The following is a 20,393-nucleotide window of genomic DNA, read 5'->3' as shown; positions in this document are numbered from 1 at the left end:
CGTGGGTCCTTGTGGGATCCGGGGAGCGGTCCTGACAGAGAGGCAGCAGCGTGTTGATCTATGCGCAGATTAGCATGCAGTCCAGGAGAGACTGTACATACATAGATGATCCCCCGCCGATGGCGGGAAACCCTGTCCAGGTTTGTGATGACTGTAATGGAATCTGGCCTGGCACCAGTACTGAAGGCCTTTAGCTGAAGGTCATAATTCGCATCCTTCCGCATGAGAACATGCGATACTTTTTACGTCTCAAGCCACGCGCTATATCGCGGTTCCGACCCAGAGGGTGGGTGACTGAGCGTCGAGGTTACGAGATGCAAGGAGAGTTATGGCTCAAGGTCGAGTAAAGTGGTTTAACGTTGAGAAAGGTTATGGCTTTATCGAACATCCCGGTAACCCCGACGTGTTCGTGCACTACAGCGCCATCCAGAGCGGCGGTTTTCGCAAGCTGAACGAAGGCGACGAAGTTGAGTTTGAAGTCGAGTCCGGCCAGGGCAACAAAGGCCCCCAGGCCAAGAACGTTGTGGTGACCAACGCTGCGCCTGCACCTATGGGCGGCAACAATGGAAACGGCGGCGGCATGGGCGGCAACCGCGGCGGCAGCCGCTGGTAATTTCCGCTTCGCGCGGAAACCAGTTCGACGCAGTACCGTAACATGAAAAGTTCAGGTGGGCGCTTCTTAGTGCCCACCTTGTTTTGTTGTCTTCAGGACTGAACACTCAGGTCGCGCTAGCCTGCCCGGCATGAAGTTCACGGTGCTTTCGACCAGCCTGGATCCGGAGAGCCGCAGTGCCTGGCTGTGCGACCTGGCAGCCGCTCAACTGGTGGGTCTGGGACATCAGGTAACTCACTTGGACCTGAGGTCAACTCCACTGCCGCCGTTCGACAATGTGACGTGCTACACCCATCCCCATGCCCGGCAGTATCACGACGCTATCCGGGGAGCCGACGGCGTCTTTCTGGGGGTGCCGGTCTACAACTGGGGGATAGGATCCGGCGCCAAGGCCCTGGTCGAACTCACCGGAAGCACCGATCAGGAACGTGGCCTCCACGGAGCCTGGTTCGACCAGCCGGTTACCTTCCTGGTCTCAGGCGGCCTCGACCACGGTTGGCTGAGCCACTCGGCCTTTGCCGCAGGCCTGATGTTCGATTTCAAGTGCGTGATCAACCCTCATTTTGTCTACGCGACGTCCACCCACTGGGACGCCCCCGCTCAGCCTGGTGCCTGGCTGCGGGAGAGGCTGTCCCGTACGGTTGAGCGCAGCATTGATCTGTCCTCACGTCTGTCGGGCCGCCCCTACCAGAGCACCTGGGAACTGTGACGCGCGCGCCTCTGCTGCCTCCGCCCGGCAAGCCGCGGGTGATTGTCGAACATCCTGATTTCTATGTGGTGCACAAGCCAGCCCTGTGGCTGACGCACCCGGTGCGTGCACGGATTGATGTTCCTGATGTCCTGACCTACATGCAGACTGAAACTGGTGAACCTGATCTCGCTCCACCCCACCGGCTGGACCGGGAAACCAGCGGCGCGCAGATCCTTTCACGGGACTCGGATGCGGCCCGGCGGTTCTTCACTCTGTTCAAGACTCATCTGGTCGGAAAAACCTATCTGGCCATCGTCCATGGCAATCCCACATGGGAGCGCTACACCCTGGATGCCCCCCTGGGTGACCTGGGGCTGGGCGGAGCCAACCGGGTCACCATTCGTCAGGCGGTCGTCCCGGACGGCCGGGCAGCAGTGACGGATTTCCAGGTAGTCGACCGGCGCGCCGGACACAGCCTGATCGAGGCCTATCCCCGCTCGGGGCGGCTTCATCAGATCCGGGCCCACCTGCATCATCTGGGACTGCCGATGGTCGGAGACAAAATTTACGGCCGTGACCCACAGGCTTTTCTGGACTTTATGGAAACGGGTCAGACCCCAGCCCTTACCGAACGTCTGGGGCTGCCCCGCCAGGCCCTGCATGCAGCACGCATCGCCTTTTCCTGGGACGGAGCACAGATGAGTGTCGAAGTGCCACTGGCCCGGGACCTGCAGGCGTACTGGGATTCGCTGGCCGGGGAGGGACCGCCTTAGACGACGATGCGCCGGAAGGCTCCTCCCTCAGCGACCGCCGGCAGCTGACCGTACATCAGTTCCTGTTCCACCACGCGCGCCACATCCTCGCCAAGCTGCGCAGCGCTGCGGTGCTCGGTTTCCAGAGGCTCGGCAACGACGTCAAAGCCACGCAGGGCGTCAATGTCCTGATTGCGAACCTCCACCCGCAGAACCTTGCCGTCGATGTGTGGAGTAATGGTCAGGCCCTCAGGATGGCTGTAAGTAAAAGCCGAACGGAAAGAGGCCAGGGCGTCTTCAAGATTCAGTGCAGCAGTCATGCGGCAGTCTGACCCGACCCGGCGGAACTGAACTGCTATTCACGCCACAGGCTCTTAAACAAGTAAAGAGGCGGTAAATGTGCAGCATATACTTGCATGACATGACCCCTCACTCTCCTGTGGCGCCCAAGGCGCGAACAGTACTCGCGAGTCCGTGGGTCCTGTCGGCGTTCTGGTTTGGCACAGCCTTTCACTGGCTGATGCTGCTGACCCTCCTGATGCCCGCCCACATCGTGAAATTTGTAGGTGAGGATCAGAAGGGCACTTACCTCGGCCTGTTGACGGCCATCGGTGCAGTCATCGCACTGGTGGTGCCTCCTGTGGTCGGAGCCCACAGTGACCGCAGCGGCCGCCGCCTGCCTTATCTGAAGCTGGGCGTCGGGGTCAATCTGGCTGGCCTGGCTGTCATGGCCCTGGCCGTGACGACCCTGGGGGGTGGACACGGCTTCTGGATCTACGTTCTGGGCTACCTGCTGGTGCAGTTCGGAAACAACTATGCGACTGCGCCGTATTCAGCCCTCATCCCGCAACTGGTGCCGCAGGAACAGCGCGGACGCTACAGCGGTGTCATGGGCATGCTGCAGGCCATCGCGCAGTTACTGGGGGCAGCAAGCGGATTTGCACTGGGCGCGCTGGGCCTGCCAGCAATGGCAGCTTTCGCTCTGATGGCCGTGGTACTGCTGGGCGCTGCCCTGATCACGATTCGCGGCGTCCCCGAAGCAGATCAGCCTGCGCCAGTCCAGAGCGACGCCCCGGTTCTGTCGTGGCAGGAACTGTTCGCCTACCAGCCCTTTTTATGGGTCTTCGTGACCCGGGTGATGTTCGCCCTGGGGCAATATTCGGTGCAGCCATTTATCCAGTACTACACGGCGGACGTGCTCCGGCAGCCCAATCCGGTGGCCAGCAGCTCCATCATGCTGGCCTGCATTATCGTCGCCAGTATCGTGAGCGCTCTGGTCGGCGGGCGCATCAGTGACCGTGTCGGCCGCAAACCCGTCATCTACGTGGCTGGCAGTGTGATGGCTGGCGCCGCGCTGCTGCTGCTGGTGGCTCCGGGCTTCTATGTCGCGCTGTTGCTGGCTCTGGTGTTCGGGTTGGGCTATGGAGCTTTTTCCAGTGTGGACTGGGCGCTGGGCAGCGACGCCATGCCCAGTGGACGCAGCTTCGCACGCGATATGGGAATCTGGCATGTGGCGTTCGTCGCGCCTCAGTTCGTGGGCGCACCGCAGGGCAAACTCCTGGACTGGGGCAATGCTCAGGCAGAGAATCTGGGGTACACGCTGGTCTTCGGGCTGGCAGCTCTGTTCTTTATCCTGGGGGTCGTGCTGGTCCGCAAAGTGCCTGAAACACGCCACGTACACCGTTAGGGTGCCTGTGGGTGCAAGGCTCATCCAATCTGATTGCAATCTTTACACGGTGCGGCAGTATCCAAAAGCCGGGGGGTAAGGCATGAAACGCTGGACATCATGAGTGGAACGAGCCGAGAAGACGCCATCAAAAAGATTGCTGGCATTATCAGTGACGTCAAATTCGCGATGCTGACGGTCATCAACGAAGAGGGCCACCTCCACGCCCACCCCATGACGACCCAGCAGACTGAGTTCGACGGGGACGTCTGGTTTATTGGAAGCCGGTCAAGCCATCAGGTGAGCCATATGCGTGCCCGGCCACAGGTCAATGTCAGCTACTCCGAGCCCAATAAAGGCGTGTACGTCAGCATCAACGGCACGGCAGAACTGGTCGAGGACCGCGCCAAACTTGATGAGCTGTGGAGCGACTTCTACAAGGCCTTCTTTGCCGGAGGTAAGGAAGATCCGGACATTCAGCTGATCAAGATTCATGCCCACGGCGCTGAATACTGGGAAAGTGACGGCAAGCTCCAGACGCTGTTCAAGATGGCCAGGAGCGCTGTCACTGGCAAGACCAACCCGACAGGCAAAAACGAAACTATTGCGCTGTAAGCTCAGGACAATCTGAGGGAGGAGCTGTGGGAGACATCTACGAAGTTGTCTGTTGCAGCTCCTTCTGCAAGCCCCTCGTGCGCCGTTCAGAATGGAGATTTTCCCGGCCACGCTCGACTGTTGCCATCACAACAAACACATCAGCCCCAGCCGAAAAAGGCTGGGGCCGATTCTCAAGGGCACTTACTTCAACGCTTTGATCACCGCGTTGGTCAGGTTCGTTGCGCTGTCGTTGGCATAGACCACAAGATTTGTCTGGGCCGCCACACGCTGATCAAGCACCACACTGTAACCGTTGGCCTTCGCCACCTTGGCAATCGTGGTGTTCAGCTTGCTGGCCAGGGGCTTGAACGCTTCAGCAACCCGCTGGGCATACTGGGTCTGGGTCTTGGTATACGCCTGCTGGGCCGTATTGAGGGCCTGCCGGTTTGCTGCCGTATTGCTGGCCGACGCTTTGGTGGCCAGGGCCTGAATGTTCTTCTGCTTGGCCTTCAGATCAGCGTCGGTCTTGGCGACCAGTTGCAGGTACGTGGCGCTGCCAGGCATCGCCTTGACAGCAGCCTGAACATTGACGAATGCAACGCGGCTCTTGGACTGCTGAGCATTGGGAACCGTGGCCAGCAGGGCCAGCGGAAGGAGGATCAGAATTCGGTTCATACGGACCTCCGGAAACGCGAACAGATGGCAACTGCCCCGCGTGATGCAGCGGGGCAGGCCACCAGAAAAAGGGTGGGGCTTACTTGACAGCCTTGGCTGCTGCGGCGGTGAGATCCGTGCTGTCATCGGCGTAGACGACCAGGCCGCTGCGGGCCGCAACGTTGCGGTCCATCACGATGCTGAAGCCGTTGCTCTTGGCAGCGGTGCCGATGGCGGTGTCAACAGCCTTCTCGACGACGGAAACCTTGGGCTGCAGCTGGGTGTCGTAGGCCTTGGCCTTGGCCTGAATGGTCGAGATCAGCTGGGTGCGCTTGTCCTTGTCGGCGGGCGTGGCAGCACTGCCCTTGGCGTCGATGGCCTTGATCTGCTTGTCGAGTTCACCCAGTTCAGCATCGGCTTTCTTCTGGATGTCCTCAATGTCCTTGTTGCCGGAGTGGCTGGAAATCAGCTTGGCCACATCAACAAATCCAATTTTCTGAGCAGGAGTCTGAGCACTGGGGGAAACGGTGCCCAGCCCAAAAGCGGCAACAACAGCAAGGGGAGCAAGGACTTTCGCGTTCATCTTCATGACGGTCACCGTATCATGAGCCTTTCTGAGCCGAATGAAGCAGGACACAGCGACTTCACATCGGCCATCAGCTGAGAATCAGGCAAGGATCCGGCACATTTTGCTTTAGACTCGCAGCATGCTGGTTCGCGACTGGATGACGGCTGACCCCGTCAGTGTCACACCCGACACTCCTGTAATGGATGCCCTGAAGATACTTAAGGAAGGCAATTTTCGCCGCCTGCCGGTCGTGGAGGGCTCTCAGCTGGTTGGTATCACCACCCGGAAGGATCTGAAAGACGCCATGCCCAGTAAGGCCACCACCCTGAGTGTCTGGGAACTGAATTACCTGCTGAGCAAACTCACCGTGTCTGAAATGATGGCCCGCCCGGTGATTACCGCCGCCGAGGGCGAATACATGGAAGACGCTGCGCTGCGCATGCAGGAGCACCATGTAGGCGGGCTGCCGGTCCTCAGCGATTCCGGGCGCCTGAGTGGAATCATCACGACCATGGATGTGCTGCGCGCATTTACAGGGATTCTCGGCATGCGCGAGGGCGGCCAGCGGCTGACCCTGGATATGCCTGACGTGCCGGGCAGCCTGGAGCGGGCCACTCAGGCCATCTTGCCCAGCAACATCATCAGCGTCGCAACCTACGGTGGAAGAAACGGGTACCGCCGCTTTGTCATGAGGGTCAACGGCGAGGGCATACGGGACGCCCGGCGGCGTCTGCGCGACGCAGGCATCACAGTTCTCGACTAATTGTTGCAAAAAGCGCCACGGAGTCGGCCGACTCCGTGGCGCTTTTGCCTGCTGTCACGGCTGAGACGTAGCGTCCACCGCTGCGGCTGGCACCTCATCTTCCACGGTCACGACACGGCTCTCCAGCCCAACCTCGGATTAATGCGGTCATAGCGGCGATCGTCAAGGCTGTAACAACCTTCCATCCGGCCTTTGATGGGATTCTGCCTGCCGTCACCGTGAACTGCGCCGGCTGCGGCGCCGATACCCAGGCCCAGGAGCACGGGTATAGCGGCAAGACCGCCGCTGGCAGCCACAACAGCGCCTGCTGCAAGCCCTGCCACCGTCCCGATGACTCCCCCTTTCAGCGCGCCGCCAGTGATGTCGCCCACGTCCCCACCGCGCTCCACGAGTTCCATGGTCACACCCTGGTCCTGGACTCCGGTGTCGATTCTGCTGCCCTCCAGTTCACTGCGGCAGTGCAAGGAGGTCTGGCCTACCTCTGGATGAATCACCCCCCCGGCTGCGAAGCTCGGCTATGAAAGCTCCGGCATGGGCTGCGGCCGGAAAGACAAGATGTTTCATGTGTGGCATTCTCCCGGCCCCCTGTACCCGTCTGTGAGGCAGGAAGGCCCGTTTACGCGGAGCAGGTGGGACCCGTGTGGGGAATGTCCACAGGCAGCTTATGACGCGCTCAGAGCTCTCCAGGCGGCCTGAACAGCCTCTCCCCGGGCGACCGGCGCACCAAGATCCGAGAAGCAGTCTTCCAGAATGCCGGCAATTGCCAGGGCGTCATACCGGTCGGCGTACCCCATGGTGCTGACGCGGAATACCGTGTCTTCATGAGGTGCCTGACCCGGCAGGGCACGCTGGCCCATCTGGGCGAGCCGCCCCGCCACCTGCCGGCCAGTCAGCCCCGCAGGTGGGGTCAGGACCGCTACCGCCGGGCTGGGACGCGCGGCCCACGCTGGAGCTCCCAGTGCGGTTCCTGCCGCGATCAGTGCCTGCGTCTTGCGGGCCTGCTCGGCCCACAGGACTTCCAGCGGCACGCTGATCAGGCGGTCGAGTGCGGTGCTCAGCGCATACAACAGATTGATGGCTGGAGTCTGGGGAGTGCTTCCAGCCTTCTGACCAGCCAGTTCACGCGTCATATCCAGGTAAAACCCGTGGGGCGTATCACGAATAAGCCGCTCCTGAACCTGTGGGCTGAACAGCACGAACCCCAGCCCTGGCGGGGTCGCCGTGCCCTTCTGGCTGCCGGAGACGATCACGTCCACTCCCCATTCAGCTGGGCGCAGTTCAGCGACGCCGTAGCTGGTGATGCAGTCGGCAATGATGATCAGATCCGGGTTCCCTGCCCTGGCCGCGCTGGCGATGGCCTGCAGATCATGCAGTGCGCCAGTGCTGGTTTCACTGTGGGTAATACAGAGCGTATGTGCGTCCTTTGTGGCTGACGCGATCTCGTCGGGGTCAAGCATCTCACCCCAGGGTTTGGCCACAATCTGGGTGTCGTAGCCGAACCGCCGGGCCATCTCGCCCCAGCGTTCACTGAATTTTCCAGCCTGCGCGTTGACCACCCGGGCGCCGCTGGGGGTGGTGCTGACCAGCGCGCCCTCAAAGGCGCCGGTGCCACTGCTGGTGGTAATCACGGCGTCATAGGGGTCACCCAGCAACCGCGTCAGTTTGGCGCGGGCTTCCATCAGTTTGTCGATGCCAGCCTGTGCACGGTGATGCATCTGCGGCTGCGCAAGTTCCAGCAGCACGCGAGGATCGACCTCGACTGGCCCGGGAGCGATCAGGCGCTCACGGTTGAGAGGCGTGTAGTCGGCCAGCGGGCGGTCTTGACCTGTCATGCCACTATCGTAAGAGCCCGCACATTCAAACGGTAAGGGCTGCCTACCCACCAGGGACGCCCCATGCCTGGGCACGACCAGCTTCAACCCGCCAGAAGGCCGCGCCAGCGCGTCGTCCTGAGGAGGATTGAAGGCACATCTGCGGGCGGCACCAGTGTTCCATGACCCGGGGACAGTCTGTATGGTTGCCTGACGCGCCAACGGAAAAAACCGCAAAGGTCTGGAAGCTGTTGTCATAGCTCCGCTGGTTTTACGGCGGGGAGCACGACAAACAGACCGCATGCCCCTCCACGCTTGCCCGGCACTGTGTGCCGAACGTCTTGTATCCGCCACCAATGCCTCCGGCGGCCAGCGCACGCCCCGCCTTGAGCACATGGCTAGGAAGGTGCATGAATGGGACAGTTCAGCGGAGCCGGTCTGCTCACACCTCCCTGTCGTCCACCATGGAAACCGTAAAGGCAGGAGCCCGCACAGCCGCACTAGCCTGAACAGGATGCGGATTGTGATTGTGGGAGGTGTGGCGGCGGGTATGTCAGCGGCCAGCCGCGCGCGGCGTCAGGATCCAGAGGCCCAGATCGTGGTGTTCGAGCGGGGAGACTGGATCAGTTACGGGGCATGTGGTCTCCCCTACGTGCTCGGTGGGGACGTAAAGGACTTTGACGCGCTGGTTGCGCGCACCCCTGCCCAGATGCGTGCCCGGGGCATTGGCGTGCGTCTGGGGCACGAGGTCACCGGAGTTGACTCCACAGCCGCGACCATCACGGTGCAGGACCGCGTTTCAGGGCAGACGCTGACCGAACCGTATGACCGGCTGCTCCTGGCAACAGGCGTTTCGGCGCTGCGGCCCGACTGGGCTCAGACCGACCTGAGCGGCGTGCATTTTCTGCGCGAGATTCCGGATGGTCAGGCCATTGAAGCTTCCCTGAAGGGCGCACGGCGGGCCTGCGTTGTCGGGGCTGGCTACATAGGCATAGAGATGGCCGATGCCCTGCGCGCGCGTGGTCTGAGCGTGGTGCTGCTGGAAAAAGCGCCAGAAGTTGCCGGTCGCATGCTGGACCCCGAGTACCAGCGCCTGGTCCGGGCTGAGCTGGAGCAGCATGACGTAGACGTCCGGTGCAATACCGGTGTGGTCAGCCTGACCGGACGGGATGGGCGTGTGACCGGGGTACAGACTGAGGACGGACTGGTCCGGGCTGATCTGGTTATCGTGGCCGTAGGGATCCAGCCCCGCACTGAACTGGCCCGGGCCGCTGGTGTCAGGTTGGGAAAAAGTGGCGCAGTCGCGGTCAATGCCCGCCAGGAAACCAACGTACCAGGCATCTACAGCGCTGGGGACAACACGGAATGCATCCACCGCGTGACCCGCCGTAAGGTGCATATCCCGCTGGCCTTGAGTGCCAACCGCATGGGACGGGTTGCAGGGGTCAACATGGCGGGAGGTGACGCCCGGTTTCCAGGGGTTGCCGGCACCGGAATCTTCAAGGTGTTCGAACTGGGGGCCGCCCGCACAGGCCTGACACAGACGGACGCCGATACTTTGGGCCTGAATGCCGTCAGTGTGGACGTAAAAAGCACCGACCATGCCGGGTATTACCGGGACGCCCAGCCCATTTTCGTGCGTCTGACCGGCGAACGGGGCAGCGGACGTCTGCTGGGTGCCCAGCTGGTGGGATGTGGAGACAGCGTCAAGCGGGTGGATGTGGTGGCCGCACTGCTGCATCGCCGTGCCAGCGTGCAGGATCTGTTCGAGTCCGACCTCGCCTACGCTCCGCCGTACAGTGGAGTGTGGGATGTCCTGCTGGTTGCGGCTGACCGGCTGAGCCGCGAGCTCTGACAGGTCAGCCTGCGTCCGGCTTTTCCGTCCGGATCAGCTCCCGAATGAGCGCCGACATGGCCAAAGCGTGGATGCTGTGCAGGTGGCCCTCGTCGCTTACCCGGCCAAGGGCCTGAGCACCCAGAAAGGTGGCGTATTCCAGCTGAGCCAGGTTCCCGGCGCGGGGGTGCCCCGCCTGCTCATGCCAGAGGGTCAGGGCGCTGATCCGCCGTGCGTCCACCTCACTCATTGCTTCCCTGACCGCCGGATCACGCAGCGACCACGCCCGGAAAGCCAGATCCAGGCGGTGATCGAGGGCTGTGACAGCCTGATCCAGCACAGACAGCGCCTCCAGACCCGAAACGCTGACAGGGACCTGAGCAATCACCTGTTCCGTCAGGCTGTCCTTCCAGGCGTCCAGCAGGGCCTGCCGGTACTCGGGCATTCCTTTGAAGTGGTGGTAAAAGGATCCCCGGGTCAGAGCCATGTGCCCGCACAACCTCTCCAGCGTTAGGGCCTGCTCGCCTTCCTCGCGCAGAAGGTCAAAGCCCGCTGCCAGCCAATCGCCACGTTTACGCCGCACAGGCTTAACCCAGCAGCGCCAGCAGGGTCATGCCTCCGAGCGCCAGGCACAGAGGCGAGTACAGCACGCGGTTGAGCCTGTAAAAGTCCTGCCCGGTGTCTGCCAGGCGTGGCAGGACATAGCCCAGTGCCCCACGAAGCAGAAAAACGCCAGCGGTCACGAAACCTAGAAGCCGCAGCGGCGGCTGAAAGCCATGGGGAAATAAGGTCAGAACCAGGGCTGCAGCCGCAACCAGCAGAGCGCCGGCAACCGCATAACAAGCGAGCGGCGACGGCATCGGGTCGCCTTCTGATCCACCGACCACTTTCTGAGCGAGGTCCCGAGCGTCGCGTCCCGGCCACGTTACGCCCACACCCCACGCCACATGTAGCCCCGCAACCATAAGCATCACAACAACTACGGGCCAAATCAAGATTTCCATACCAGACAGTATGGTATGGTTTAAAGCGAAAGCAAGAAGATTTGACCGGGTAGCCAAAAAGTACCTGCTGAGCAGCGGATTTCAATTCACAGACACGCAGCACTTCAGCCAGGTGCCTGTGTCAGGATCAGCCCTGGAGAACCTGCCAGCGTATCGTCCGCTACTCGTTCTTGACCTGGACGAAACCCTCTGGCACGGGATTCCCGACCCGCCGGTGTCTGAGGGGCACCGCTTTCTGGTTCGCCCGTATCTCGAGTCGTTTCTAGAAGCCGTAGCCGACCATTACGACCTTGCGGTCTGGACTGCCGCCAGCGAGGACTGGATGAGGGCCGGGCTCAGGGTCATTGCTTTCGAAACGCAGTTTGACCTTGCCGGGCGCGCCTTTTTCCTGTGGCACCGTGATCGGTGCACCTGGCGCCGAACCGAAGAGGGCGAGGGCGAGTTGAGGAAACCGGCCAGGAAGTTCAGGGCCAGGTGGGTCTGTGCCCGGTATCCCGCACACTGGATCCTTGTCGTGGACGACCTGGCATCGAATGACCTGTGCGGTTCTGGTCATCTGGTTCGCGTAGGCATGTGGACCGGCGATCAGGAAGATGACGAGCTCCGGGCTCTGGCTGCATACCTGACAGCCATCGTTCACGAGCCTGACCTACGCCAGTTGGAGAAACGACACTGGCGATCCACGATTCCGCGTAATGCGAATGCGCTGCATGACTGATGACCAGCAGGGAAAAACCTCGTTAGGCAGCGCATTACGAGCCAAGCACACGCATTCTGTTCCGGGCATGGACTATTAAAGCTGACCTGCACCGGTAAACGGTCAGTGCCCCTTCGGCAGTCGACCACCCATGGCCTGAGCTTGAGCTTCATCGCCATAACAGGAGCCGCCAGCAACGCCAGCCACAGCATCCCCAAAAGCTGAGTTTTTCCGGGACCCAGCCCTCACAGCTCAAGGGATGGACCCAGGACCTGTCTCAGACGCGCACGAGGTACGCGCTGTCAATGACGTCCAGGTTGCGAATGGCCTGCAGCTGCTCGGCGCTGAGCCCATCGTCAAGGGTCAGGGTAAAGAGGGCCTGCCCACCCTTCGCGGCCCGTCCCAGAGCCATCCCGGCAATGTTGACGCCCCAGGTTCCCAGCAGGTTGCTGAGCTTGGCCACGGCGCCGGGCTTGTCCTCGTTGCTGGCGATGAGGATGTAGCCTTCGGGTTCCAGCTCCACGCGGTAATCGCGCAGGCGGGTCAGGCGAGGGCTCCGTCCGAACACCGTGCCTCCGATCGTGCGGGCGCGCTGCTTCTGATCGCCCTCCCCGGTACGCACCGTCACGATGACTTCGGTCTGATAGTCGGGGCTGTCCTGCTCCTGGCGCACCGCGAGATTCAGTCCACGTTCACGGGCGAGGGCACGGGCATTGATCATGTTGGGCGTGTCCTCGGTGCTGCCGGACAGATAGCCGACCAGCGCGGCGGTGACCACCGGCGCCGGGTCCGCTGGAAATTCGCCGCGGAAGGTGACCTCGACGTCCTGAGCACCGGGCAGCAGCTGAGCCAGAATGCGGCCAAGCTTCTCTCCTAGTTGCAGGTAGCCGCCCAGAGCCTCCAGGGTCTTGGCGTCCAGAGCCGGGGCATTCACCGCGCCCTTGCTGACGTCACCCTGCAGCGCGGCCAGCACGCGCGAGACGATCTCAGCGCCGACACGTTCCTGGGCCTCGTAGGTGTTGGCTCCAAGGTGAGCCGTGATCCCCAGGTTCGGGGCGCTCAGGAAGATGTGGTCCGGCGTGGGCGGCTCGTCGACAAACACGTCCACCCCGGCAGCGAACAGATGCCCGGAGCTCAGGGCGTCCACCAGAGCCTGCTCATCGACAATGCCCCCACGCGCCGCGTTGACCACGATGCCCCCGGGCCGCAGCAGCGCCAGTTCGCGGGCACCGATCATGCCGGTGGTCTCCTCGGTCAGAGGGGTATGAACCGTCACGGCGTCCACGCGGGCCAGCAGGTCCTCAAGGGTTTCGGCGCGCTCCACGCCCAGGCGCTCGAATTTGTTTTCCGGGACGTAGGGGTCAAAGGCCACCACGTTCATACGCAGTCCCTGCGCGCGGTCAGCCACGATGCTGCCAATGCGGCCCAGGCCCACGATACCCAGGGTCTTGTCCTTGAGTTCCATGCCCAGGTATTTACGGTCCCACTCACCGGCACGGGTTTTACGGTCGCTGCGGGTCAGGCCGCGGGCCGAGGCCATCAGGTGCATCACGGCCAGTTCGGCGGCCGAAACATTGTTGCTTTCCGGTGCGTTGAGCACCAGCAGGCCGCGCAGGCTGGCGTATTCCAGGTCAATGTTGTCTACGCCCACACCGCCGCGCCCGATCACCTTGAGCCTTGGACCAGCGGCATCAATCAGTTCGCGGTCCACCTTGGTGCGGCTGCGGGTAATCAGCGCGTCGTATTCAGGCAGGCGCCGCAGGGTCTCGGCGCGGTCCATGTTGCCCTGATAGTCAATCTGAAACCCGTCGTAGTCAAGGTCGCCGGGGTTCATTTCGTCGCAGATCAGGACGCGCAGGGGCGCCCGGTTGGCCGGATCGGAGTCCAGAGGTGCGGGGGCAGCGGCAGTCATGCGGTCAGGGTAAGCGTGTGAGCGGGGGCGCAGCAACAATTGGCTAGGAGAACTCTCCATTCAGCAGCCGGGAGACGTCCTGCGCCACCTCAGCACCAGCGTTTCAGAAGGCCACGTTCTGCTTCAGCGCTACTTCAAGTCTCCGGGCGTAGTCTGCATCGTCAATCTCGAAAACGCCCAGTGTTTCCAGATGCGGATTCTGAATCTGGGCGTCCAGCAGCGTAAAGCCCCGGGCATGCAGGTGAGCGGCCAGCTGGACCAGGGCGACCTTGCTTGCATTCGAGACACGGTGGAATTTGCTTTCGGCAATAAAGGCGCCGCCCAGCGCCAGGCCCAGCACCCCGCCAGCCAGAACGCCATCGCGCCAGACCTCAAAGGAATGGGCCAGACCGGTGGCGTGCAGCTGACGGTAGATCACGGTCAACTCGTCGCTGATCCACTGGCCATCCCGGGGGGGCGAACCACTGAGCTCGCCCCGGCAGCCCGCGATGACCTCGTCAAAAGCCGTATCGCGGCGGACCTCGAAACGTGCCAGTTCACGCCGCAGCCGCCGCGAGACATGCAGGCCCTGTGCTTCAGTCAGCGGCACCACGGCCCGGCCACCTACCGCATACCATTGCAGGCCGTCACCGTTGTCCATCAGGAACGCACCACTTGCGTACCCCCGGGCAATTTCGCGGGTCAGGGGGTCGGCGTGGTGCAGGAAGGTCTCAGCGCCCGGCACGTGCCCTACCCTTGTGGGTACAGAACGGCCTGGGTGCAGCGGAACAGGGCCATCACCTTGCCGGTAGGCGCCCGCACCTCGGCGTCCCAGACCTGGGTGGTCCGTCCGCTGTGAACCACATGGGCCTCACAGGTAATCACGCCTTCGCGGGCCGTGCCCAGGTGGTTGCTTTTGAGTTCGATAGTCGTAAATCCAGCTGCACCCTCGGGGAGCATCATGCGGGTGCCGTAGCCGCAGGTGGTATCGGCCAGAGCAATCACACTCGCCGCATGCAGAAACCCGTTTGGCGCCAGCAGTTCGGGCCGCACCTCTAGCCTGGAGCGCAGCAGACCCTTCTGCGCATGTGTAAAACGAATTCCGATCAGGCCAGGCAAATGGCCGTCGCCCAGCGCGTTCAGGGTCTCCAGGGAGAGCAGCTCAGACATGCTGCCCAGCCTATCAGCGGACGTGGTGGCTGCCGCGATTCCGCCACCCGGCGAATCTATCCCCGAGCACGCGGAAAGCCGTGCAGCACTGTTACCCCCTGCGGCTAAAGCCTGGCTTGAGCAGATGCGGGTCCCCACCCAGTGCGTCATCGGACACGGCAGAGAGCCGATCAGACGCCGTGCACCGCCTGCAACAATCAGGCGCAGACCTCCATTTAGCAGTTAGGTGGCCGTTCTGACACTCTGCTGTTCCAGGTGCCCAGGTGAGTCTTACGCGTTTCAACACATAAAGCCACCGACGAGAAAACCCCCGGTGGCTCCATTTTGTGTTCAGCAACAGTCAGCTTCTCTTTTATTGGGGCCAGATGCGGTTTATCCAGCCAGCAGGATTGGTGCCCTCGCCACGCACCCGAAGTTCCAGGTGCAGGTGGGGTCCGCCGCTGAGGCCGGTGCTGCCCACTTCGCCAATTTTCTGCCCGCGCGTCACCTGCTGTCCCGGCTTGACGACCACCCGGGACTGGTGGAAGTACAGGCTGGTTACCCCTGCACCGTGGTCAATCGCAACCAGACCGCCTCTTACCGGATAATTCCCCGCCAGCACTACGGTGCCGTCGTTTACGGCAAGCACAGGCGTTCCAGCTCGCGCCGGGTAGTCCGTGCCGAAGTGATAAGCCACCTGCCCACCCGCCACATAGGTGCGGGGCTGGGCAAAGCTGCTGCTGCTGGGTCTGATTCCTGCCAGCGCAGGCGCAAACGGACGCGACCAGAGCTGCGGCGTGCGGCGCGCGTAGACTTTCTCGACCGCTGCGTCTTCGGCTGCCCGTCTGGGGTCCTGCAGCACGCCGCTGATCTTGGGAGGCAGGTTCAGGTGCTGGATCGGCTGATCAAGTCCCACGACCGGAATACGGCCACGGATCAGCTCACCGTTCAGGCTCACCTCGTAGACCAAAGGGGTGGTCTTGCCCAGCACCACGCGGCCCAGGACCAGGTACTCTCCTGCCGCACCGATAGGGCGCAGGACCTCGGCAGGCTCCCTGACGTCTTCCCCGATCTCACTGGGAAAACGCACGGTGGCCTGGGCCGCCCGGGTTCCACTGAGACGGACCGTAAAGGCTTCTCCCATGCGCAGGCTCTGCGGCACGCGGATGTTGACCCCGGCAATACGGGCCGTCGCCGGAGTGGGAGCCAGCTGGTCTGCGGGCAGGGACCTGGGCAGACTGGGCTGTGCCGCTGCCGGTTTCGGGCTGGAAGGTGCCGCGCCAGGAGACGGAGCAGGCCGCGCAGAGGGCGCTGGCTGCCCCGGTACCCGGAGTTCCTGCCCGACACTGATTTCCGTGCCACTCAGGCTGTTCAGACGGGTCAGTTCCGCGACCGTGGTGCCATGTGCGCGTGCAATGGAATACAACGTATCGCCGGGCTTAACGGTGTAGGCGCCGGCCACACCCATCGTCAGCGCGGCAACCAGCAACAGTCCGGAGAGCTTCATGCCCGCCAGAATAGCGAGAGACGAGGTGAGAAGACGCGTTTCAGGGCACGTCCAGCGTGATCGTGACCGGACCGTCATTGGTCAGGTCCAGAACCATATGTGCCCCGAAGACCCCCTCGCTGACCTCAAGGCCCTGTGCACGCAGGGCCTCATTGAACGCCCCGTACAACTCCCGGGCCCGATCAGGCGGAGCCGCGGCAATAAAGCTTGGTCTGTTTCCGCTGCGCGTATCGGCATACAACGTGAACTGACTGATACTGAGGACCCCGCCACCGATGTCCAGTACGCTGCGGTTCATCTTGCCCGCTTCGTCATTGAAGATTCGCAACTTTGCAGTCTTGCCAGCCAGTGCACAGGCAACCTCAGGTGTGTCCGTGGGAGCCACCCCCAGCAGTATCAGCAGCCCCGGGCCTGTCTGACCTGTGATTGTCCCCTCGACCGTGCATGTGGCGCGGGTGACCCGCTGCAGTACCGCCCGCACCTCAGTTACCGCTGGCGCTGAGTCGTTCGCGCAGGCTGCCAATCGCCTGGGTCAGCAGGTCAGCTTCAGTGAAATCAAGGTTTCCACGGGTTTTTTCCGCCAGCATGGTGAGAAGTTTCAGGCTGCGCTCGGCCGTCTGACGCGCTCGGTTTTCGGCCAGCAGTCCGTCTCGTGCGGCGCTCGCTGAGGCGGCGTTCAGGTCACCCAGGGCCGCCTCAGCGGTAGCCTGCAAGGAGTTGACCAGTCCAACAAATTCGGGATGAGCCATACCGGGCAGTCTAGTGCCCTGCTGTGGCCTCCTGCTTTGACGCCGCAGCAAGCACCCGCAAAGACGTGATGCCGCGCCCTCAGGACGTCAGCTTGGGGCGTTTGCTGCGGGCCTCGCGGCGAGCCTTGGGATCAAGACCTACCAGCAGGAAAAAGTTCTCCAGCGCATTTTCGCGTCCCTTGAGGTCGGCGTGCTCATGCTCCGGCGTCCCGGTCACGAAGGGGAGTTGCCGGTACAGCTCCAGCGCATGTTCAATGACCTCGTCACTGGCGTGCTGCTCCGCATAGGTGCCCAGGGCCGCATAGATTTCACGGCGACTTTCCGCGTGCTGCAAAAAAGCCTCCGGATGCGGCGTTTCACCAGCACGCAACATGTCCTGACGGGCAATGCGGCGGTAGTGCTTGAGACCTTGCAGCAACTGGTCAGTGGTCATGGGTTCCTTCATGCATCCTCCTGCTGGGCACCGAGATGCCATTGACCGGCATCCGGGTCGTGAGCCAAGTATAGGCGCGAGACCTGCACCGTCCTGTAGTCAGCCTAAAGACGCAGGTCAGATTCCGTGCATGAGAATCCTGAGACAGCGTTTGATGTCTAACGATCTTGCAGGCTGTATGCGCGCACGCTTTCGCCCATCATGCTGAGATGAGCTGAAGTCTGAGAACCCTGAGCTATTCGGCTCATTTCCGATTGGGTGAATGATTACTAGAACGCATAATGGGCGCATGGGCGCATAAATCCCTCGGTTTTCCCGTGTATTAAGGGCAACTAAATAAAGATACGTTAAACTTCTCCCTGTCGATGAAACGTTTCCCTACCCTTCTTGCCCTTGCATTTGCCGCGCTTACGTTCAGCAATGCCACCGCCGCTACCTACACCGTCAAGCCTGGAGACACCCTGTACTCCGTGGCGCGTGCCACCGGCATGGATGCCAGCACGCTGATGAAGCTGAACAAACTCAGCAGCACCACCATCCAGGTGGGCCAGCGCCTGAACACCGGGGGCGCGCCCTCCGCCGCGAAGGCACCCGCCCGGGCCCCTCAGGCTGCCGCTGCCCCAAGCCGGGGAGGCGCGTTCGTTCGCAGCGCCGCCACCCGCTTCCTGGGCATCCGCTACGTTCTCGGGGGAAACGGCAGTGGAGGCATTGACTGCTCCTCCTACACCATGAACGTGTTCCGCCAGATGGGGATCAACCTTCCCCGCACCGCGGCTCAACAGTGGCGCGTCGGCGCTCCAGTGAACCGCAGCCACCTGCGTGAAGGTGACCTGGTGTTCTTCAACACCACCGGCCGCACCGCCAGCCACGTCGGGATCTACCTGGGCGGCGGCCTGATGGCCAACGCCAACAGCTACAAGGGCCGCTCGATGGTCGAGCCCCTGTTCAGCAACCCCTACTGGGCAAGCCGCTACCAGGGCGCCCGCCGCGTTCTGAACTAAGCAACACATCCACTTTCATCGACAAGGACCCCCGCCGTACGGCGGGGGTCTTTCTGGTCATTTCAGGCTCCGGGCGTAGCTGTCCTTTACTGACGAATAATCTCTGCGTTCTTGGGCAGGGTTTTGAGACCTGCGACGGTCAGGCCCGAGTTGATGCGGTAATTGGAAACCGTCAGGTCAGCTACGGTCCGGCCACCGCTGAGCAGCTGCATTCTGGTGGGACGCCAGCCGGCTTCGGTGATCCACAACCGGGCGCGGTCGCCCCCATTCTTTGGCGTGGCCTCCAGCTGGAAGACCCGCTTTCCGGCTGCACCTGACGTGGCGAGCAGTTTTACGCTGTAGTCCTTGAGCAGGGCAGCCGGATTGCTGAACTGGGTGAAGTCGAGGCCACCGAAACCGGCGTTAGATGCAGCCTCCTTCAGTGGGGTGACGGTGACCTGGTTGGTCAGGAACAGGTACTGGCGTACTTCCGACCTGTCGGCCACGACGACATTGTCAGCCAGGGCGTCAGGAGCGGCAAATTGAAGCCGTGCAACCCCCTGTGCCGGAATGCTCTTGATGGTCATGTCAATTTTCTGTGAGCTGGTCTCCAGGCTCGCGTTGCCACTCAGGCGGAAGGAGACGTCCTTGGCAGCCTTCTGGGTGGCATCGACTTTAGAGATGATGTCCTGCGCACTCTGCGCGCTGGCGCCCGAGGCGAGAACAGCAATCAGGGTCATGGTCAGAAAGTTCTTCACAGGGAGTAGTATCGGGTCCCCGTCCATGAGAAGCGGTTCGCCGTGCTGACCACAGCTTTAAGGTCCTGGAGACCTACTGGCAACTCATAGTTCTCAGGTTTAGGGGCGCTCCGAGTTCCCGAGGGGCAGCGAATACGAAATACGCGCCCCATACCCGAGACTGCCATTAGACGCCTGTCCTCCCCGCAGGTCTAACCCCAGTTCTCCGGGACCAGCCGGCAGCGTAGCCTCCAGGCCCGCACGCAGTGGCATGGTGTGGTTACGCCATGGCTCAAAGGCCCCATATACCCGCAGGGTGGTCCCTTCACCCAGAACATCTGCCGCACTGAGACTGGCGGTAACACCGAAGCTCCCCGGGCCAATCAGGGCATCAAGTCCCAGGTTCAACCCGGATGGCGCGGCGTACCCAACCCCAGCGGTCACACCCAGGACATCCCGCCCTGCCCGTGCGCCGAGACGCCAGATGATGGTGCCGGTCACTTCAGTTTCCGGTTCTGCCGCAGCCGGGTCGTCGCTTTCAAGCTCTGCTGATCCGTCTGGCTGCTCTTCCGGCGCAGACTCATCCTGTGGAGCCGACGTCTCCGGCACCGCTGGCGAGGCTGGGCTGCTGGTTGCCGAGATATCGGACTCTTGTGCTTCCTGTGGTTCAGCGGGCTCTGTTTCACTGCCATCCGCAGGGGGCAGAATCCGGATGAGGTCACGGCGGCCTTCCACACCCACAAACGCCTGCGGCTGTGCGCCGAGCTCAGCGCCTCCCTGAAGCACCAGCAGGCGGCTGAGGCGGTACCGGGCCGTCAGGTCTGCATTCCAGCCACGATCACGCAGGTCGCTGGCCTGAAACGCATAAGACGCCAGAGGATCGACACTGGCCAGCGAGGTCGTAAAGAGCGCCGCACCGACGTTCAGTGCGACCGGGCCCAGGGCCCCGTTGACTCTTGCCTGGGTCCGCACCCCACCCTGCCAGGTGACCGCCAGGTCGGTACGCGCCGTGACTGCGCCGAGAGGTGCCAGGGAGAACCCCCGGCTGAACTGCAGGTCTGCTGCCCGGGTCGACAGGCCCAGGGCCACCGTTCCGCCCGCGAAACCAACATCGGACACTCCGAAGCGGACGGTGCCGGCAGACCAGCCGCCGCCTGCCGGACTATGAACAGCTCCCGAAAAGTCAAGATTCGTGGCCTGAGCCCCACCCAGAAGTGCGGCCGCCAACGCCAGTGAGCGCCCGTGCCAGTGCCGTCCTTGTTGCCGCATGAAGGCAGCGTACTGCACGATTTCTCTC

General features: G+C 62.4%; 25 protein-coding genes. 9 read left to right on the top strand and 16 right to left on the bottom strand.

What is annotated here, in order from left to right; genetic code table 11:
* The first annotated feature begins 328 nt into the window (after positions 1 to 328).
* From DEIDE_RS05690 to DEIDE_RS05680, 3 genes are all read left to right on the top strand, one after another.
* Positions 329 to 613: a cold-shock protein gene (locus tag DEIDE_RS05690; RefSeq protein WP_012692997.1), complete on the top strand. Its 285-nt coding sequence runs from the start codon at positions 329 to 331 to the stop codon at positions 611 to 613.
* 130 nt (positions 614 to 743) lie between these two features.
* Complete coding sequence (locus tag DEIDE_RS05685) at positions 744 to 1,322, top strand: NADPH-dependent FMN reductase (protein WP_012692996.1); 579 nt, start codon at positions 744 to 746, stop codon at positions 1,320 to 1,322.
* Complete coding sequence (locus tag DEIDE_RS05680; protein ID WP_012692995.1) at positions 1,319 to 2,077, top strand: RluA family pseudouridine synthase; 759 nt, start codon at positions 1,319 to 1,321, stop codon at positions 2,075 to 2,077. The genes DEIDE_RS05685 and DEIDE_RS05680 overlap by 4 nt, the downstream gene beginning before the upstream one ends.
* Here the strand turns inward: DEIDE_RS05680 and DEIDE_RS05675 are convergent.
* The gene (locus DEIDE_RS05675; protein WP_012692994.1) at positions 2,074 to 2,376 is read right to left on the bottom strand and encodes a hypothetical protein; all 303 of its coding nucleotides are present in this window, start codon (positions 2,374 to 2,376) and stop codon (positions 2,074 to 2,076) included. The genes DEIDE_RS05680 and DEIDE_RS05675 overlap by 4 nt on opposite strands.
* 101 nt (positions 2,377 to 2,477) lie before the next feature.
* On the opposite strand from DEIDE_RS05675, the gene DEIDE_RS05670 reads away from it, so the two are divergent.
* Complete coding sequence (locus DEIDE_RS05670) at positions 2,478 to 3,743, top strand: MFS transporter (protein ID WP_012692993.1); 1,266 nt, start codon at positions 2,478 to 2,480, stop codon at positions 3,741 to 3,743.
* Between the two features lie 99 nt (positions 3,744 to 3,842).
* Positions 3,843 to 4,337, top strand: coding sequence for a pyridoxamine 5'-phosphate oxidase family protein (locus tag DEIDE_RS05665; RefSeq protein WP_012692992.1), 495 nt, complete (start codon positions 3,843 to 3,845; stop codon positions 4,335 to 4,337).
* 183 nt (positions 4,338 to 4,520) lie between these two features.
* Here the strand turns inward: DEIDE_RS05665 and DEIDE_RS05660 are convergent, their stop codons facing one another.
* Both DEIDE_RS05660 and DEIDE_RS05655 read right to left on the bottom strand, forming a co-directional pair.
* Entirely contained in the window at positions 4,521 to 4,994 is a 474-nt protein-coding gene (locus tag DEIDE_RS05660; protein ID WP_012692991.1) for an OmpH/Skp family outer membrane protein, read from the bottom strand.
* 79 nt (positions 4,995 to 5,073) lie between these two features.
* Positions 5,074 to 5,562, bottom strand: coding sequence for an OmpH/Skp family outer membrane protein (locus DEIDE_RS05655; protein ID WP_041227133.1), 489 nt, complete (start codon positions 5,560 to 5,562; stop codon positions 5,074 to 5,076).
* 118 nt (positions 5,563 to 5,680) lie between these two features.
* Between DEIDE_RS05655 and DEIDE_RS05650 the strand changes: the two genes are divergently transcribed.
* A complete protein-coding gene (locus DEIDE_RS05650; RefSeq protein WP_012692989.1) occupies positions 5,681 to 6,304 on the top strand; it encodes a CBS and ACT domain-containing protein in 624 nt (207 codons plus the stop codon).
* A gap of 107 nt (positions 6,305 to 6,411) precedes the next feature.
* On the opposite strand, the gene DEIDE_RS05645 is transcribed toward DEIDE_RS05650, so the two are convergent.
* Entirely contained in the window at positions 6,412 to 6,768 is a 357-nt protein-coding gene (locus DEIDE_RS05645; protein ID WP_162485402.1) for a hypothetical protein, read from the bottom strand.
* Between the two features lie 198 nt (positions 6,769 to 6,966).
* Positions 6,967 to 8,136, bottom strand: a complete 1,170-nt coding sequence (locus DEIDE_RS05640; protein WP_012692988.1) for an aminotransferase class V-fold PLP-dependent enzyme — start codon at positions 8,134 to 8,136, stop codon at positions 6,967 to 6,969.
* Between the two features lie 493 nt (positions 8,137 to 8,629).
* Between DEIDE_RS05640 and DEIDE_RS05635 the strand changes: the two genes are divergently transcribed.
* Positions 8,630 to 9,970 (top strand): FAD-dependent oxidoreductase, encoded by a 1,341-nt coding sequence (locus DEIDE_RS05635; RefSeq protein ID WP_012692987.1) that lies wholly within the window; start codon positions 8,630 to 8,632, stop codon positions 9,968 to 9,970.
* 4 nt (positions 9,971 to 9,974) lie between these two features.
* On the opposite strand, the gene DEIDE_RS05630 is transcribed toward DEIDE_RS05635, so the two are convergent.
* Together DEIDE_RS05630 and DEIDE_RS05625 are read right to left on the bottom strand one after the other, a co-directional pair.
* Positions 9,975 to 10,532 carry a TetR/AcrR family transcriptional regulator gene (locus DEIDE_RS05630; RefSeq protein WP_012692986.1) on the bottom strand — a complete coding sequence of 186 codons (558 nt, stop codon included), beginning with the start codon at positions 10,530 to 10,532 and terminating at the stop codon, positions 9,975 to 9,977.
* A gap of 4 nt (positions 10,533 to 10,536) precedes the next feature.
* On the bottom strand, positions 10,537 to 10,953 hold the full coding sequence (locus DEIDE_RS05625) for a DUF3995 domain-containing protein (RefSeq protein ID WP_012692985.1): 417 nt from the start codon (positions 10,951 to 10,953) through the stop codon (positions 10,537 to 10,539).
* 118 nt (positions 10,954 to 11,071) lie between these two features.
* On the opposite strand from DEIDE_RS05625, the gene DEIDE_RS05620 reads away from it, so the two are divergent.
* Positions 11,072 to 11,671, top strand: coding sequence for an HAD family hydrolase (locus tag DEIDE_RS05620; RefSeq protein ID WP_242402962.1), 600 nt, complete (start codon positions 11,072 to 11,074; stop codon positions 11,669 to 11,671).
* Positions 11,672 to 11,927: 256 nt separating this feature from the next.
* Here DEIDE_RS05620 and serA read toward each other — a convergent pair whose 3' ends face one another.
* The 7 genes from serA to DEIDE_RS05585 all read right to left on the bottom strand — a co-directional run bounded on the left by serA (position 11,928) and on the right by DEIDE_RS05585 (position 17,391).
* Positions 11,928 to 13,562 carry a phosphoglycerate dehydrogenase gene (serA, locus tag DEIDE_RS05615; RefSeq protein WP_012692983.1) on the bottom strand — a complete coding sequence of 545 codons (1,635 nt, stop codon included), beginning with the start codon at positions 13,560 to 13,562 and terminating at the stop codon, positions 11,928 to 11,930.
* Between the two features lie 103 nt (positions 13,563 to 13,665).
* Complete coding sequence (aat, locus tag DEIDE_RS05610) at positions 13,666 to 14,286, bottom strand: leucyl/phenylalanyl-tRNA--protein transferase (protein ID WP_012692982.1); 621 nt, start codon at positions 14,284 to 14,286, stop codon at positions 13,666 to 13,668.
* Between the two features lie 5 nt (positions 14,287 to 14,291).
* Complete coding sequence (locus DEIDE_RS05605) at positions 14,292 to 14,711, bottom strand: PaaI family thioesterase (protein ID WP_012692981.1); 420 nt, start codon at positions 14,709 to 14,711, stop codon at positions 14,292 to 14,294.
* Positions 14,712 to 15,063: 352 nt separating this feature from the next.
* Entirely contained in the window at positions 15,064 to 16,197 is a 1,134-nt protein-coding gene (locus tag DEIDE_RS05600) for a M23 family metallopeptidase (RefSeq protein ID WP_012692980.1), read from the bottom strand.
* Between the two features lie 40 nt (positions 16,198 to 16,237).
* A complete protein-coding gene (gene dtd, locus DEIDE_RS05595; protein ID WP_012692979.1) occupies positions 16,238 to 16,678 on the bottom strand; it encodes a D-aminoacyl-tRNA deacylase in 441 nt (146 codons plus the stop codon).
* Position 16,679: 1 nt separating this feature from the next.
* Positions 16,680 to 16,946 (bottom strand): DUF1844 domain-containing protein, encoded by a 267-nt coding sequence (locus tag DEIDE_RS05590; RefSeq protein ID WP_041227130.1) that lies wholly within the window; start codon positions 16,944 to 16,946, stop codon positions 16,680 to 16,682.
* A gap of 79 nt (positions 16,947 to 17,025) precedes the next feature.
* Positions 17,026 to 17,391 (bottom strand): hypothetical protein, encoded by a 366-nt coding sequence (locus tag DEIDE_RS05585; protein ID WP_012692977.1) that lies wholly within the window; start codon positions 17,389 to 17,391, stop codon positions 17,026 to 17,028.
* 353 nt (positions 17,392 to 17,744) lie between these two features.
* On the opposite strand from DEIDE_RS05585, the gene DEIDE_RS05580 reads away from it, so the two are divergent.
* Positions 17,745 to 18,380, top strand: a complete 636-nt coding sequence (locus DEIDE_RS05580; protein ID WP_012692976.1) for a C40 family peptidase — start codon at positions 17,745 to 17,747, stop codon at positions 18,378 to 18,380.
* Between the two features lie 86 nt (positions 18,381 to 18,466).
* On the opposite strand, the gene DEIDE_RS05575 is transcribed toward DEIDE_RS05580, so the two are convergent.
* Positions 18,467 to 19,144: an outer membrane lipoprotein carrier protein LolA gene (locus DEIDE_RS05575; RefSeq protein WP_012692975.1), complete on the bottom strand. Its 678-nt coding sequence runs from the start codon at positions 19,142 to 19,144 to the stop codon at positions 18,467 to 18,469.
* Positions 19,145 to 19,216: 72 nt separating this feature from the next.
* Positions 19,217 to 20,365 carry a hypothetical protein gene (locus DEIDE_RS17960; protein ID WP_012692974.1) on the bottom strand — a complete coding sequence of 383 codons (1,149 nt, stop codon included), beginning with the start codon at positions 20,363 to 20,365 and terminating at the stop codon, positions 19,217 to 19,219.
* Between the last annotated feature and the right edge of the window lie 28 nt (positions 20,366 to 20,393).

The organism is Deinococcus deserti VCD115 (assembly GCF_000020685.1).
GTDB lineage: Bacteria > Deinococcota > Deinococci > Deinococcales > Deinococcaceae > Deinococcus > Deinococcus deserti.
The sequence above is the reverse complement of the archived record's forward strand: the minus strand, read 5'-3'. Positions and strand labels throughout refer to the sequence as shown.

What these genes read in the sequence shown, in the direction of transcription:
- DEIDE_RS05650 (WP_012692989.1), top strand. Translation starts at nt 5,681, where the DNA reads ATGCTGGTTCGCGACTGGATGACGGCTGACCCCGTCAGTGTCACACCC.
- DEIDE_RS05635 (WP_012692987.1), top strand. Translation starts at nt 8,630, where the DNA reads ATGCGGATTGTGATTGTGGGAGGTGTGGCGGCGGGTATGTCAGCGGCC.
- DEIDE_RS05590 (WP_041227130.1), bottom strand. Translation starts at nt 16,946, where the DNA reads ATGGCTCATCCCGAATTTGTTGGACTGGTCAACTCCTTGCAGGCTACC.
- DEIDE_RS05585 (WP_012692977.1), bottom strand. Translation starts at nt 17,391, where the DNA reads ATGAAGGAACCCATGACCACTGACCAGTTGCTGCAAGGTCTCAAGCAC.
- DEIDE_RS05575 (WP_012692975.1), bottom strand. Translation starts at nt 19,144, where the DNA reads ATGGACGGGGACCCGATACTACTCCCTGTGAAGAACTTTCTGACCATG.
- DEIDE_RS05690 (WP_012692997.1), top strand. Translation starts at nt 329, where the DNA reads ATGGCTCAAGGTCGAGTAAAGTGGTTTAACGTTGAGAAAGGTTATGGC.
- DEIDE_RS05580 (WP_012692976.1), top strand. Translation starts at nt 17,745, where the DNA reads ATGAAACGTTTCCCTACCCTTCTTGCCCTTGCATTTGCCGCGCTTACG.
- DEIDE_RS05655 (WP_041227133.1), bottom strand. Translation starts at nt 5,562, where the DNA reads ATGAAGATGAACGCGAAAGTCCTTGCTCCCCTTGCTGTTGTTGCCGCT.
- DEIDE_RS05600 (WP_012692980.1), bottom strand. Translation starts at nt 16,197, where the DNA reads ATGAAGCTCTCCGGACTGTTGCTGGTTGCCGCGCTGACGATGGGTGTG.
- DEIDE_RS05605 (WP_012692981.1), bottom strand. Translation starts at nt 14,711, where the DNA reads ATGTCTGAGCTGCTCTCCCTGGAGACCCTGAACGCGCTGGGCGACGGC.
- DEIDE_RS05685 (WP_012692996.1), top strand. Translation starts at nt 744, where the DNA reads ATGAAGTTCACGGTGCTTTCGACCAGCCTGGATCCGGAGAGCCGCAGT.
- DEIDE_RS17960 (WP_012692974.1), bottom strand. Translation starts at nt 20,365, where the DNA reads ATGCGGCAACAAGGACGGCACTGGCACGGGCGCTCACTGGCGTTGGCG.
- DEIDE_RS05675 (WP_012692994.1), bottom strand. Translation starts at nt 2,376, where the DNA reads ATGACTGCTGCACTGAATCTTGAAGACGCCCTGGCCTCTTTCCGTTCG.
- DEIDE_RS05625 (WP_012692985.1), bottom strand. Translation starts at nt 10,953, where the DNA reads ATGGAAATCTTGATTTGGCCCGTAGTTGTTGTGATGCTTATGGTTGCG.
- serA (WP_012692983.1), bottom strand. Translation starts at nt 13,562, where the DNA reads ATGACTGCCGCTGCCCCCGCACCTCTGGACTCCGATCCGGCCAACCGG.
- DEIDE_RS05660 (WP_012692991.1), bottom strand. Translation starts at nt 4,994, where the DNA reads ATGAACCGAATTCTGATCCTCCTTCCGCTGGCCCTGCTGGCCACGGTT.
- DEIDE_RS05665 (WP_012692992.1), top strand. Translation starts at nt 3,843, where the DNA reads ATGAGTGGAACGAGCCGAGAAGACGCCATCAAAAAGATTGCTGGCATT.
- DEIDE_RS05640 (WP_012692988.1), bottom strand. Translation starts at nt 8,136, where the DNA reads ATGACAGGTCAAGACCGCCCGCTGGCCGACTACACGCCTCTCAACCGT.
- DEIDE_RS05670 (WP_012692993.1), top strand. Translation starts at nt 2,478, where the DNA reads ATGACCCCTCACTCTCCTGTGGCGCCCAAGGCGCGAACAGTACTCGCG.